A 13,485-nucleotide genomic window follows, 5' to 3' on the forward strand; every position below is an offset into this window, starting at 1 on the left:
CCATGGACCGCGAGACCGCCCTGCGCCTGCATGAGGCCATGCTGCTCACCCGCCTCGCCGAGGAGCGGCTGGTGAAGCTCTTCCGCCAGGGGAAGACCCTGGGCAGCGTGTACCGCAGCCTGGGGCAGGAGGCCACCGCCTGCGCCACCGCTCTGGCCCTCGGACCGGACGACGTGATCGCGCCGCTGATCCGCAACCTGGGTTCCATGCTGGTGCGGGGCGTCGCGCCGCGGGAGATCTTCCTCCAGTACCTGGGCCGCGCCACCAGCCCCACCGGGGGGCGGGAGCACAACAACCACTTCGGGGCCGTGGACCGCGGGATCATCGCGCCCACTTCGATGCTGGGCGCCCTGATTCCGGTGATGGCGGGCGTCGCCCTCAGCTTCCGGCAGAAAGGGGAACGCCGGGTGGCCATGACCTGGATCGGGGACGGCGGCAGTTCCACCGGCGCGTTCTACGAAGGCCTCAATTTCGCCGTGGTCCAGCGGCTGCCCCTCATCGTGGTGGGCGAGGCCAACGGATACGCCTTCTCCACCCCGCCCGACCGCCAGATGGCCGGCTCCCTCGCGCGCCGGTCCCAGGGCGCATTCACCCTCACCGTGGACGGGAACGACGCCGCGGCCGTCCATGCCGCCGCGGCCCAGGCCCGCCAGCACTGCCTCGCGGGAAAAGGCCCCGTGTTCCTCGTGTGCGAGACCTTCCGCATGAAGGGCCATGCCGAGCACGACGACCAGCGCTACGTGGATCCGGCGCTCCTCCGGGAATGGGCCGCCAAGGACCCCCTGCCCCGCTTCGAGGCGTGGCTGGCCCAGCGGGGTTGGACGCCGGAACCCGGCCTCGCCGCGCGGCTGGAGGCGGAGTTGCTCGCCGATGCGGAGGCGGCCCTGGAGGCGCCGTGGCCGAATCCGGATTCTCTGCTAAGCGGCGTTTTCTCAAGTTAAACCACCTGCGTGGCACCTTTCCCCGATTCAACCTGACCGCGGGTAGGCCGATGAAGGCCCAAGAGGTGGGGAATGGGTCTGGGCACGATCACTGGCAACTGGAAGATGCGCGAGAAGTTCAATTTGCTGCTCGCCATCCAGATCCTTGCCCTGAGCGCAGTGGGAGGCCTCGGCTGGTTCACGGTGGCCCGGCTCCAGCAGGGCCAGCGCCATGTGACCACCCAGCTCGCGAAGTCCTCCACCCTTTCCCGGGTCCTCAACGGGATGAACATCTTCCGGACGCTCCACACCAGCATGATCGGGGGCGCCGCCGATCCCGAGTATCTGGCCCAGCGGGAAGGCAGGATGAAGGAGTATTCGGACACCCTCACCAAGGATCTGGCCGCCCTCCAGGCCCTGCCCTGGTCGCCCTCGGAAAAGCCCCTGCTCGAGGAGGCCGTCCAGGCCTTCCACCGCTACGACGAAGGCTTCCCCGCCCTCCTCGCCCAGGCCCGGACGGACCGCTCCCCCAAGGCCATCGGCCGCCTGATGGAAGGCAATATCGATGTGATGCGCACGGCGCGCGACCGGATCCTGAAACTCCAGAAATCCGCGGAGACCGCCGCGGAAGGCGCCATCCAGGAGGACCTGCTCCACGCCGCGCAGGGCAAGATGTGGATCCTGGCCGTCAGCGGAGGAACCATCCTGTTCGGGGCGTTCATGAGCCGCACCATCGGACGGGAAGTGGGCCACAAGGCCCAGTCCATCGAAAAGGTGATGGACGCCGTGGCTCAGGGGGACCTGACCCACCTCCCCCAGGTGGGTGGCAAGGACGAGCTGGGGAAAGTCGCCGAGGAACTGGGGCAGGTGATCCGGGGCCTCCGCAGCGACATCCAGGCCATTTCCCAATCCGCCGAAGGCACCGCCTCCAGCGCCACCCAGTTGGCGGCCACCACCGAGGAGGTCAACCGCACCACGGAAGAACTGCGCCGCAGCGCGGAGCAGGAGCGGCTGGCCATGGAGCGGTCCTCCGCGGCGCTGGAGCAGATGAACGCCAACATCCATCAGGTCAAGCAGAGCGCCCACCGGGCCGAGGAACTGGCGGCCCGCTCCCAGGGCGCCGGCCGCGACGGGCTCGCCGCCGTCCAGGAGACGGGACGCGCCATGGAGGCCATCGAGGAGAGTTCCTCCAAGGTCAGCCGCATCACCACCGTCATCACCGACATCGCCCGCCAGACCAACCTTCTGTCGCTCAACGCCGCCATCGAGGCCGCCAAGGCCGGGAGCATGGGGAAGGGCTTCGCGGTGGTGGCCGAGGAAGTCCGAAAGCTGGCCGAACGCAGCGGCGCCGCGGCCAAGGAGATCACCGCCCTCATCCAGGAGAGCGGCGAGCGCGTCACCCACGGGACCGATGCCGTGAAGGAGGCCACCCGCAGCCTGGAGCGGATCGAGGGCCACGTCCGGGACAACGCGGAGCAGCTCAAGGAGATCGCCGCGGCCATGGAGCAGCAGGGCCGCGCCAGCGAAGAGGTGGTCCAGGCCATGGGATCCGCCACCCAGATGGTGGAACGGAACGCCTCCGCCGCCACCCAGCTGTCGGCCACGGTCCACGAGACCGCCCGCACCACCGAAGAGCTGGCGAACCTCGCCCAGCAGCTCCAGACGCTCACCCGCCGATTTCGGCTGTCTTGACGACCGGACCATCGACAAAGCGGCATTGGTCACGTGGTCAGACCGCTAGACTAGCTCTGTGATGGGGGACAACGTGTTCGTTCTGGTACTGAATGCCGGCTCGTCGAGCCTGAAGTTCAATCTCTTCGATATGACGAAGGAAACCTCCATCGCCGAGGGCATGGCGGAACGGATCGGACTGGCGGAAGCCAATCTGGCCTGCGTCATCGACGGCCAGAAGAAGAAGGAAGTCCTGGCCCTCCCCACCCACCGCGAAGCGCTGGAAGCCATCCTCGAGCGGCTCCACGCCGCCATCCTGCACGACACGCCGATCCACGCCGTGGGTCACCGCGTCGTCCACGGGGGCCCCAAGTACGGGGATTCGGTCCTGGTGACCGAGGAAGTGCTGCGCGACATCGAGTCCTTCGCGATGTACGCCCCGCTCCACAATCCCGCCAACGCCCTGGGCATCCGGGTGGCCATGGAGACCTTCGCCGAGGTGCCCCACGTCGCGGTCTTCGACACGGCCTTCCACCACAACATCCCCGATCACGCCCGCACCTACGGCATCCCCTACGAGCTGAGCCAGAAGTACGGCATCCGGCGCTACGGGTTCCACGGCACCAGCCACGCCTTCGTGGCGGCCCGCACGGCCATCCTGCTCTGCCGGCCCCTCCGCTCCCTCAAGGTGATCACCTGCCACATCGGCAACGGCACCAGCATCTGCGCCGTCAACGGCGGCCGCAGCGTGGACACCAGCATGGGCATGACGCCCCTCCAGGGCGTCATCATGGGCACCCGCTGCGGGACCATCGATCCCAGCGTGGTGGAAATGCTGATGGAATATGAGCACCTCGACTACGGCGCCATCACCGACCTGCTGAACAAGAAGTCCGGCCTGCTCGGGATCTCCGGCGTGTCCTCCGACTTCCGCGAGATCGAGACCGCCGCGGACAAGGGCAACGCCCGCGCCAAGCTGGCCCGCGACCTCCTGACCTACAACGTGCGCCAGTTCATCGGCTCCTACGCGACGGTCCTGGACGGCGTGGACGCCATCACCTTCACCGCCGGGATCGGCACCCACAGCACCTACGTCCGGGCCAAGGTCTGCAGCAAGCTGGGCTTCCTGGGCGTGAAGCTCGACGCCGAAGCCAACGAGCACGGCACCGGCGAGCGGATCATCAGCACCCCCGATTCCCGCGTCGTGGTCACCGTCGTTCCCACCAACGAGGAACTGATGATCGCCCGCGAGACCATCCGCTAGATTTCCGCCTTCCAAAAGAAACGGCCCCCATCGCGGGGGCCGTTCTTTTTTGCGAAGGAAGGACTACTGTCCCTGGCGCTCCAGGCGCTCGCCCTTGCGTTCGATGCGCTGCCCCTGGCGCTGGTTGCGCTCGCCGCGCCGCTCCTGCCGCTCCCCCTTGCGCTCCTGGGCCTCGCCCACCTTCTCGCGCCGCTCCCCGGCCCGCTCCAGAGCCTGGCCCTCCTTCACCTTTCCCTGAGCCTCCAGCTTCTCGCCGCGCTTCTGCATGCGGTCGCCCTGCCGCTCCTTCCGGTCGCCCCGGCGCTGGTTGCGCTCGCCGCGCCGCTCCTGGCGGTCGCCCTTGCGCTCGATCTGCTCGCCCTTCCGCTCCACCTGAGCGCCGGTGGGCGCGGGCTGGGGAACGGGGGCCTGGGCCATGAGGGAGGCGCCGATCAGACCGGCCGCCACGAAAAGGGCTGCGCGCTTCTGGCTATTGAACATGGTTGCTCCTAAGGCGGCGGCGCCGCGAAATGGGGGAATCGTCCCGGCGAACGTCATGCGCCCGCCGTGCCAACTGGCAACCCATTCGACCTGCAAGGTTAAGAAAAGGTTGAAGCGCGCAAATGAGGATTCTTGCCACAGCGGCGCGGCGGGATGCCCCAACCGTTCCCCGGCGCAGGGCGGGCACCTGCCGGCGCCCGCCGCCCCGTGGCCGAATCCTGGCAAAGGTCAACCTAAACGCCCGCAAACTCTGCTCCGTAGGCCTTTCATCATCCCGGCGAGTCCGGCGTCTTTCCCATCAAGGGGGATTTCCATGCAGAAGCGATGGGTCATCCTGTCCGTGGCCGGCGTGGCCCTGGCGGCGGGGATGTTCTTCACCTTGCGGGGCGGCGACGGCAAGGGCAAGAAGGCCGAAGCCAGCAGCCCCTTCCGCGTGGGCAAGGTGCAGGCCGAAGACCTCCAGGTGAGCGTCCGGGAAGTCGGCGTGGTGGATCCCCTCACCAAGGTGGACGTGAAGTCCACCGTGTCGGGCCGGATCGTGGGCCTCAAGGTCCGCGAAGGCGCCACCGTGCGGTCCGGCGAGATGCTCGCCGAGGTCGAGCCTGACGTGAATCAGGCCCAGACCCTGTCCGACGTGCAGGGCAGCGTCTCGCAGGCGCGGGTCAGCTTCAAGAACGCCGAGCGGGACTTCAACCAGCAGGCGGAGCTGTTCCGCGCGGGCCTCATCTCCGACCAGGCCTACCGCAGCGCCAAGACCCTGCGCGATCTGGCGGAAGAGGCCTACAAGAGCGCCCAGACCCGCTACCAGATCGTCGAGGACCGCGGGATTCCCATCAGCGGCAACGCCTCCACCCAGAAGGCCCGCATCACGTCGCCCATGGACGGCGTGATCATCAAGAAGGGCGTGGAGCTGGGCGACACCATCACCTCGGGCGTCAGCTCCTTCAATGCCGGCACCGTGGTGTTCACCGTCGCCGACCTCGCCTCCCTCATCGTGAAGGTCAATCTCAACGAGGTGGACATCGCCAAGGTGAAGGTGGGCCAGCCGGTGCGGATCACCCTCGACGCCTATCCCCAGCGGGCCTTCACCGGCAAGGTGCGGTTCGTGGCGCCCGCCGCGGATCTCGTCGAGAAGATCAAGGTCTTCAAAGTGGAAGTGGCCCTGGACGAGCTCACCGATTCCTTCCGCACGGGCATGAGCGCCAACGTGGAGATCCTCGGCGAGAAGCGCGAGAAGGCCGTGAGCATCCCCCTGGAGGCTCTCCAGCGCCGGGAGGGCCAGGCCGTGGTCTACCGCCTGAAGGAAGGGCTCCCGCCCCAGGACCTGGCCCGCGCGAAAGAAGGGCTCGCCGGCCGCGGGAAGTTCATTTGGCTGTCCGACCACTGGAAGGAGTTCTTCGAGGTGGTGCCGGTGAAGGCGGGAATCGCTACGTTGGAGCGCGTCGAGGTCCTGTCCGGCCTCAAGGCGGGCGACCAGGTCAGCCTGGAGGACCCCAGCAAGAAGAAGGTCGAGAAGGACGACGACAACTAGCGCTCCGCGGGGGGACCGCCTGCTCGGGATGTCCCCCGCCCTTCGATCGGCGTCCGCCTCTTCAGGACCCAGCGACCCCAGGTGCACCATGTCTAGCATCATCCAGACCCAGGATCTCACCAAGACCTACGGCGCCAACGGGACGGCGGTCCACGCCCTGCGCGGGATCGACTTCACGGTGGAGAAGGGCGAGTTCGTGGCCCTGATCGGCCCCTCGGGCTCGGGCAAGTCCACCCTCATGGCCATCCTCGGCTGCCTCGACCTGCCCACGACGGGAACCTACACCCTGGACGGCCGCCAGGTGCAGGACCTGTCCGGCGGCGAGCTGGCGCGGATCCGCAACGAAAAGGTGGGCTTCGTCTTCCAGAGCTACAACCTGCTCCCCAAGGCCAGCATCGCCCGCAATGTCGAGCTGCCCATGCTCTACGCCGGCGTGGGCCGCAAGGAGCGCCGCGAGCGGGCCCTGGCGCTGCTCGACAAGGTGGGCATCGCCGACAAAGCCGACAAGCTGCCGGGAACGCTCTCCGGCGGCCAGAAGCAGCGGGTCGCCGTGGCCCGGGCCCTGGCCAACGGCCCCGCCCTGTTGCTGGCGGACGAGCCCACCGGCGCCCTTGATTCGCGGACGGGCGCGGAGGTCCTCGATCTCTTCCGAGAGCTACACCGGCAGGGGAATACGCTGCTGCTGGTCACGCACGATCCCTCCATCGCCGCCCAGGCGGAGCGGCGCGTGGAGATCCGGGACGGCCTGATCGCCGCCGCCGAGGGAGCGGCCTAGATGACCACTTCCGGCGCGTTCCGCGAGCGGCTGTTCGGGGCCTGGGTCGAGATCCGCGAGAACCTCGGCCGGTCCGTGCTCCAGGCCCTGGGCGTCCTTCTGGGCGTGGCCTCGGTCCTGGGCGGATTCGCCATCTCCGACAGCCAGCGGAAGCGGGCGGACGAGATGTACGTGAAGATGGGCGGCCTCGACAAGCTGAACGTCCAGCCCAAGGCCGCCGTCCGCGACGGCCAGCCCACGGCCCTCCAGCAGGCGAACCTCGGCCTGCGCGACGAGGACGCCCACGGCGGCGAGGCCCTGAAGGCCGACGCCATCCAGGGCGTCAGCCGCCAGCGGAATGCCCGGGCGCGGGTCGTCTCCCCCTACGCGGACCAGGATCGGCAGATCACGGGGATCGGCGGCGATTTCATCCCCGCCAACGGCTATGAGGTGGCCCGCGGCCGCGGCTTCTCCAACGCCGAGATGGAGACCGGCGCGTCGGTGGTCATCCTGGGCACGGAGGCCGCGGGCGTGTTCTTCCCCAAGGGCGACGCCGTGGGCTCCGTCATCCGCATCGGCGACATTCCCGTCACGGTGATCGGCACCTTCCGGGAGCGCGTGTTCCGCTTCCGCGAGAACCAGCGCAACCAGTTCCGCTGGCGCAACCGGATCGTCGTCGTCCCCGCCAATCTCGTGCAGCGGCGCATGAACGGCGACGCCTACCGCCGCGTGGACCGCGTCACCTTCCGCATCCCCGATCTCCACGTGATGGGCGCCTTCGCCAAGGAGCTGTCGAACCTGGTCAAGGCGAACCACCGCCTGCAGGAGGACTTCCGCCTGGACGACGTGGCCGCCCGCGTCCGCCGCCGCGACAGCCAGGACAACGTGTACGACATCATCTTCATGCTGTCCGGGGTGCTCGCCCTCGTCGGCGGCGGAATCGTCAACGTGAACATCCAGATGGCGGGCCTCAAGGAGCGCGTCCGCGAGGTGGGCGTGAAGATGGCGATCGGCGCGCCGGGCCGCGAGATCTTCAAGGGATTCATGACCGAGGCCCTGCTGCTCACCGCCCTGGGCGGCGTGGCCGGCCTCGTCCTCGGCGTGGGCTTCTCCTGGATCATCACCAAGAGCATCGGCATCCCCCTGCACATGACCCCCGCCAGCTTCCTGTGGGCCTACGGCCTTGCAGGAGTGTTCGGGTTCCTGTTCGCGTTGTATCCCGCGTGGAAGGCCTCACGGCTGTCTCCGATGGAGGCCCTCCGCTATGAGTGACGAGACCCTCCCCCTCCGCGCCCCCGGCCCTTCCCTGCTTTCCGGCGAGGCGCCCGCGCCCCGCCCCAAAGCCCGCGGCTTCGGCCTGGGCATGCTGTGGGAAGTGGTCCGCACGGGGGTGGTGGAACTGTGGGCCCACAAGGTCCGCAGCATCCTCACCCTGACGCTGCTGATGCTCGGCGTGTTCGCCCTGGTGGTGATGACCTCCGTCCTGGACGGGATCATGGACAAGGTCAGCACCGGTTTCGCGGGAATGAGCTGGGACGGCACCGTCCGCGTCGCCCCCAAGAGCCCCGAGACCGGCGAGGAGCGCAACCGCTTCGCCATGAGCCCCGGACTGCGTCAGGAGGACGTGCCCCGCCTCACCGCGCCCCACCCCAAGGTGCTGGCCTTCCTCCCGCGCGCCCAGCGCACGTCCACCGTGCGCGTCGCGGGCGACACCGAGCGGATCTTCGTCACGGGGGTCCTCCCCGACTACGCCACGTGGATGAACCGCCCCATCGGCCTGGGCCGCGGCCTCACGGAGGACGACCAGCGGCGCCGCTCCACCGTGGCCGTGGTCGGCGCCACCCTCGCGGCCAAGCTGTTCGGCGGCTCCGATCCCGTGGGCCGCGACCTGGTGGTGGAGGGCGTGCCCTTCCGCATCGTGGGCGTCCAGGCGCCGGGCCAGATCTTCAACGAGGAGAACTACACCGACGCCAACGGGATCCTGATCCCGCTGGAGACCTACATGAACCGCATGGACCCGGCCCACAAGCTGGCCCAGGTGACGGTGAAGCTCCGCAGCGCCGAGGACATGGGCGAAGTCTCCGCCATGCTCCTCAGCCGCGTGCGCCAGGCCCACCACGGCATCGAGGACGCGGAGATCGTGGACCTGGATGCCGAGGCCGCCCGCGCCTACCAGAACTTCCTGGAGCAGATCCACGGCTGGCAGGTGGTGCTCCTCAGCCTCGCGGGCACGGTGCTGCTGGTGGGCGGGGTGGGCGTCCTGTCCGTGATGCTCATCAGCTTCAGCGACCGCCGCTTCGAGATCGGCCTCCGCAAGGCCCTGGGCGCCTCGGACCAGGAGATCTTCATCCAGTTCCTGCTGGAAGCCGTGGTCCTCGCGGCCATCGGCGCCCTGCTGGGCACCGTCTCCGGGGGGATCCTGTGCCAAGCGCTGTCCGCCAACTTCCCCTATGGGCTGGTGGTGAACCCCGTGGGCCTGGTCACCGCCTGGATCGTGGCCCTGGCCCTGGCCGTCGCGTTCGGCCTCTACCCCGCCTTCCGCGCCATGCGCCTCAGCCCCATGGAGGCGATGCGGTAGGATTCGGCCCATGGCCGATCCCATTTCCGTCACCGCCACCGTCCGCATCCCCGGCGACGCCATCCGCTTCAAGGCGGTGCGCGCGGGCGGCGCCGGCGGCCAGAACGTCAACAAGGTGTCCTCCAAGGTCGAGCTGCGGATCGACCTCGCCGCCATCGAGGGCCTGCCCGAGGATGCCCTGTTCCGCCTGCGGACGGCCCAGCGCAACCGGCTGGACGCCGACGGCCTGTGGATCGTCGTCAGCGACCGCACCCGCGACCAGCTCAAGAACCTGGAGGACGCCCGCGAGAAGGCCGCCGACGCCGTGCGCGCCGCCTTGGTGCGCCCCATCGCCCGGCGCGCCACCCGCCCCACCAAGGCGTCCAAGGAGCGGCGGCTGGATTCCAAGAAGCGCGCCTCCGACGTCAAGCGCCGCCGCAGCGGCCCCTTCGAGTAACGTGAATCCATCCCCCGGAGATTCCATGGCCCAGACCTACGCCACCCACAAGCGCCTCGACCCCTTCCACCACTTCTTCCTGGTGCCGGTGTTCCTGATCACCTTCATCGCCGCCGCCTGGCACGCCGTCCGCTACCCCAGCCTCCATTCCATCTGGATGGGCATCGCCGCCCTCGCCCTCCTAGGCCTCGCCGCCCAGGTGCGCCTCTACGCCCTCAAGGTCCAGGACCGCCTCATCCGCCTGGAGGAGATCCTCCGCCTCCAGCGCCTCCTCCCCGCCGACCTCCAGGCCCGCATCCCCGAGCTCACCGTCAAGCAGCTCGTCGCCCTCCGCTTCGCCTCCGACACCGAACTCCCCGACCGCACCCGCGAAGCCCTCGACCAGCACCTGGACAACCCCGCCATCAAACGGCGGATCCAGAGCTGGCGGGGGGATGAGTTCAGGATCTGAAGAGTAAATATCCCCCGGCAGAGCCGGGGGCTTTATCAAGTGAGCCGCTCAAAGCGGCTAAGAGGGGTCGCTAACGCGGCCCCATTTCATCGGTGCCACCTCATGGTGGCCACCCCTACCAAGGCAACATCTGCTCCAAGCGCTGGTCCTCCCTTTCTTGTCGACGGATGTATTCCCGCACTGTTGCTTCGTCGCGCCCCACGGTCGATACGAAATATCCTCGGGCCCAGAAATGCTGCCCAACAAAGTTCCGCTTCCTCTCTCCGTAGACTCGAGCCAGGTGAATGGCGCTCTTCCCCTTGATGAATCCGATCACCTGCGATACCGAATACTTCGGTGGAATTGAAATCAGCATATGGACATGGTCACCCATCAGGTGCCCCTCAATGATTCGGCTTTCCTTCTGCTCTGCCAGCTTCTTCAGGACTTCTCCAAGGTGCGGCCTCAACTTCTCGTAGATCGTCTTCCTCCGACACTTCGGCACAAAGACCACGTGGTACTTACACTCCCATCTGGAGTGGCTTAGACTTTCTTCTGAGTCCATCTCAGTTCTCCTCATGTGTGCTTGGCGGCTCACATGAAGATTTCTGCGGTGGACTCCTGTATATGTCAAACATCTACTGCCTCCCCGGCACAGCCGGGGGCTTTCCTATGAGTTGGTAAGCGCCGCGAGCCTCCAAGAGCGCCTCCAGGCTTGATTCCCGCTCTCGCTCACGGCACACTAGGAAGCGAGCGCCAACTTAGCTCAGCTGGTAGAGCAGCTGATTCGTAATCAGCAGGTCGCAGGTTCGAATCCTGTAGTTGGCTCCAACGATTGCAAGACTTGAAGCCGCCCACTGGGCGGCTTCTTCGTTCTAGCTACAGAAAAGCTACGGCCTCTTTCTGGCTGAGCACTCTGATTCTGTAAGGCCCACCGTCTGCCACAGAGGCTTCATGCCGTGGCTTTGAGCGGTCTGTGCGAGTTCCAAATCGCAGGGCGCATCTTGCCGCATCCTGCTCTATCAGAATGGACATACTGTATTCGGATTAGCCCGGATCCAGTGGTCTATACGCCTTGTATTTGCTGCAATAAGAAGCATTGACAGCCCTCTAGACTGCTCCGAATCTTCACACATCACCTGAAGCACTTTTCGAAGTGCTTCACCAAACAAAGGCCTCAAGGTCTTCGCTGCTGGTCAAGTCGCCAAACCAACCCAGCACCGAGCCCCAAGGCCCACACACCCTCGTTGCCTTGCGACAACGGGCTCGGCCATTGTGTGCCTTCAGCCCGGACCCCGCAAGAAGGGGCGTTCAATTTTGCGGACGGCGCCAACGGCCCCCGCAGACATCCGGAGGCCACACATGGCCCAGATCACCACAACCCCCATTGAGGGCGCTTCCCTGAAGTGCCCTTACCTCACCACCCAGCAGGCTGCGACCTTCATCGGTTGCAGCCGCCACACCCTTGAAGTGCTCCGAATCAAGGGTGGCGGTCCAGAGTTCATGAAGGTCGGGCCGCGCCGCGTGGTTTATCTTCAGCGCGACCTCGAAGCCTGGGTCGAAGCAGGGCGCAGGAAGAGCACGGCGGACGATACCGTCGCGCGGGCGCGTCGGTAGCAGGGAGAGGCGCGAGGATCCGCAGGGCCTGTCCCTGGGGTGATCCGGACGTAATCACCTATGAGCGCATTCAGAGCCCTCCCCGAGGGCCGCAGGGACGCCGTCTGCAAAGACGGCACGCCCTCGGCCCGCCCTGAGAAATCCAATCCTTCGCCGAATCGGCGTGGGGACAGCACGAACCAAAGCCGCCTCGGAGAGGCGGCCTTGAAAACACATGAACAAAGTTGCCCCTCAAGCTCTGCGCGGGTTTCAGGCCACGGCGCCCAAGCCCAGGCCGCACTTGTGACCTATCTGGTAGAGGAGGGGTTCATCGAAGTGGCTGGTGAAGTGGCCCGCTGTTGCTCCATGCCTCGGCCAATGAATTCCTGGGTGACGATCCACCAACGGGCGGATGGAAAGCGCCATGTTGGGGGCCTCGCACACTGTGGACGCATGGTGTGTCCCATCTGCGCGCCCTATCTCATGGCGAGCCGGATGGAGGTCCTAGAGCGTCGAGTGGCGCAGCTCAAGCAGAAGGAAGGTCTGCGCTGGTTCTTGTTCACGCCGACCATTCGGCATCGCAAAGGCGCGAAGTGGCGTCCGCTGGTAGAGGTCATGCGCTCCGTGTCTCGAAAGGTGATCCAGCGAAAACCATGGAGGGATGCTGTGGTCGGCTGGGTTCGTGTTCTGGAAACCACCTACGGGTGGGCTGGCCATCACCCACACGAGCATTACCTGCTCGTGATGAAGGCTTCCGAGGGGTGGGATGCGGAGGGCTTCTTCCAGTGGGTCCAGGAGACCTTCGAGCGTCTGATAAGAGAGGAAGGCCGGACTTGCGATTGGCCGCAGGGATGGTGGGATGAAGTCGAGAAGGGCAAGGAGATTCAGATGCTGCGCTACTTTGGTGAGGCCGAGAAGATGGGAACGAATGGTGGTGACGCGCTCCATGAGGTCATGGGCTCCACGACGAAACATCAACCGGTGTGGAGTCTTCCAGCGGCAGCCTTCGCGGAAGTTTGGGCCGACAGCAAGAACCTTCGATGGTCGGAGTTGGCGGCGTCATGAAGGACCAGGAAACCGAGAAGACAGATGAAGAGATCGAGGAAGAACGACAGACCACAGATCCCATCGTTGCCTGCGTGAATAGCTCTGTTTGGAAGTCCTGGAGCCCCAGAGAGCGTAGGGATCGCATGGTCGTGGCCAGAGACCCATCACTCCCTCTGGCGGGCTTCCTGAGGGCATGGAAAGCCTGGGGAGGGCTCGTGGGCACTCCTCCCGATTTATGGGGCAGGGAGGGGGGCAGGACTAAGCCACCGGAAGAGAGTGCAGATCCGGCCGTTGCCAGTCCGAGTTAGGCGAGACAAATCCAAGAACTTGCCGCCCTGGGTGGTAGCCTTGATGAGACCACCCGACCATGAAACACGGGAATGGTTTGGTAGGTAGGGTTGAAGGTAGGGTCTCAGGTAAGGTTCAAGAGCGGGGGGGGCGAGAGCCCCCCTTCGTCGTGCTGACGTGGGACGCGAGCGCCTTTGGCTCCATGGCCCATTGGTGTATTCAGCCGAGAATCGGCGAATACAGTATGTCCATTCCGTTAGAACAGGGCCTTGGAATCCGTGGCAGGCCGTTTTCCACCCCCTGCGAGGTTCGGTTTGGATCCCTCTCTTCTTTCGCAGGTCTTTCAGGTGCTCCCCTGAATGTCCTCTTCCTGCGTCCGTCCCGGCCTATCACCCCCTCAAATGGTGGGGGTGATGGGCCGGGCGCAAGACAGTCCTCTCGTTCCTTGGGTCAGGCGAAGATAGGGTGAGTCGTGCCTATTCACGGGCAC

General features: G+C 66.3%; 13 protein-coding genes and 1 tRNA gene. 12 read left to right on the forward strand and 2 right to left on the reverse strand.

Annotation, left to right across the window (positions count from 1 at the left end):
- Positions 1–2: 2 nt before the first annotated feature.
- The 3 genes from RAH39_RS07980 (at position 3) to RAH39_RS07990 (ending at position 3,855) form a co-directional block, all read left to right on the forward strand.
- A complete protein-coding gene (locus RAH39_RS07980) occupies positions 3–941 on the forward strand; it encodes a thiamine pyrophosphate-dependent dehydrogenase E1 component subunit alpha (protein WP_306589560.1) in 939 nt (312 codons plus the stop codon).
- 72 nt (positions 942–1,013) lie between these two features.
- The gene (locus RAH39_RS07985; protein WP_306589561.1) at positions 1,014–2,612 is read left to right on the forward strand and encodes a methyl-accepting chemotaxis protein; all 1,599 of its coding nucleotides are present in this window, start codon (positions 1,014–1,016) and stop codon (positions 2,610–2,612) included.
- A 73-nt stretch (positions 2,613–2,685) separates the two neighbouring features.
- On the forward strand, positions 2,686–3,855 hold the full coding sequence (locus RAH39_RS07990) for an acetate/propionate family kinase (RefSeq protein WP_306589562.1): 1,170 nt from the start codon (positions 2,686–2,688) through the stop codon (positions 3,853–3,855).
- A gap of 63 nt (positions 3,856–3,918) precedes the next feature.
- Here the strand turns inward: RAH39_RS07990 and RAH39_RS07995 are convergent, their stop codons facing one another.
- Complete coding sequence (locus RAH39_RS07995) at positions 3,919–4,335, reverse strand: hypothetical protein (RefSeq protein WP_306589563.1); 417 nt, start codon at positions 4,333–4,335, stop codon at positions 3,919–3,921.
- A 313-nt stretch (positions 4,336–4,648) separates the two neighbouring features.
- Here RAH39_RS07995 and RAH39_RS08000 point away from each other — a divergent pair, with 313 nt between their 5' ends.
- The 6 genes from RAH39_RS08000 (at position 4,649) to RAH39_RS08025 (ending at position 10,085) form a co-directional block, all read left to right on the forward strand.
- Positions 4,649–5,866, forward strand: coding sequence for an efflux RND transporter periplasmic adaptor subunit (locus RAH39_RS08000; protein ID WP_373467321.1), 1,218 nt, complete (start codon positions 4,649–4,651; stop codon positions 5,864–5,866).
- An 88-nt stretch (positions 5,867–5,954) separates the two neighbouring features.
- Positions 5,955–6,641 carry an ABC transporter ATP-binding protein gene (locus RAH39_RS08005; RefSeq protein WP_306589565.1) on the forward strand — a complete coding sequence of 229 codons (687 nt, stop codon included), beginning with the start codon at positions 5,955–5,957 and terminating at the stop codon, positions 6,639–6,641.
- Positions 6,642–7,892 carry an ABC transporter permease gene (locus RAH39_RS08010; protein ID WP_306589566.1) on the forward strand — a complete coding sequence of 417 codons (1,251 nt, stop codon included), beginning with the start codon at positions 6,642–6,644 and terminating at the stop codon, positions 7,890–7,892.
- The gene (locus tag RAH39_RS08015; protein WP_306589567.1) at positions 7,885–9,198 is read left to right on the forward strand and encodes an ABC transporter permease; all 1,314 of its coding nucleotides are present in this window, start codon (positions 7,885–7,887) and stop codon (positions 9,196–9,198) included. Before RAH39_RS08010 ends, RAH39_RS08015 begins: the two co-directional genes overlap by 8 nt.
- A 10-nt stretch (positions 9,199–9,208) precedes the next feature.
- A complete protein-coding gene (gene arfB / locus RAH39_RS08020) occupies positions 9,209–9,634 on the forward strand; it encodes an alternative ribosome rescue aminoacyl-tRNA hydrolase ArfB (RefSeq protein WP_306589568.1) in 426 nt (141 codons plus the stop codon).
- 25 nt (positions 9,635–9,659) lie between these two features.
- Positions 9,660–10,085, forward strand: a complete 426-nt coding sequence (locus RAH39_RS08025) for a DUF6526 family protein (protein ID WP_306589569.1) — start codon at positions 9,660–9,662, stop codon at positions 10,083–10,085.
- Between the two features lie 115 nt (positions 10,086–10,200).
- On the opposite strand, the gene tnpA is transcribed toward RAH39_RS08025, so the two are convergent.
- Positions 10,201–10,629, reverse strand: coding sequence for an IS200/IS605 family transposase (tnpA, locus tag RAH39_RS08030; protein WP_306592105.1), 429 nt, complete (start codon positions 10,627–10,629; stop codon positions 10,201–10,203).
- A gap of 190 nt (positions 10,630–10,819) precedes the next feature.
- Between tnpA and RAH39_RS08035 the strand changes: the two genes are divergently transcribed.
- From RAH39_RS08035 to RAH39_RS08045, 3 genes are all read left to right on the forward strand, one after another.
- Positions 10,820–10,895 (forward strand) — tRNA-Thr (locus RAH39_RS08035).
- A 531-nt stretch (positions 10,896–11,426) separates the two neighbouring features.
- Positions 11,427–11,681, forward strand: coding sequence for a helix-turn-helix transcriptional regulator (locus tag RAH39_RS08040; RefSeq protein ID WP_306589570.1), 255 nt, complete (start codon positions 11,427–11,429; stop codon positions 11,679–11,681).
- A 357-nt stretch (positions 11,682–12,038) separates the two neighbouring features.
- Positions 12,039–12,725 carry a protein rep gene (locus tag RAH39_RS08045; RefSeq protein ID WP_306592112.1) on the forward strand — a complete coding sequence of 229 codons (687 nt, stop codon included), beginning with the start codon at positions 12,039–12,041 and terminating at the stop codon, positions 12,723–12,725.
- Positions 12,726–13,485: the final 760 nt, after the last annotated feature.

Origin of the sequence: Geothrix sp. 21YS21S-4, assembly GCF_030845995.1 — a bacterium.
In the GTDB taxonomy this organism is placed as follows: domain Bacteria; phylum Acidobacteriota; class Holophagae; order Holophagales; family Holophagaceae; genus Geothrix.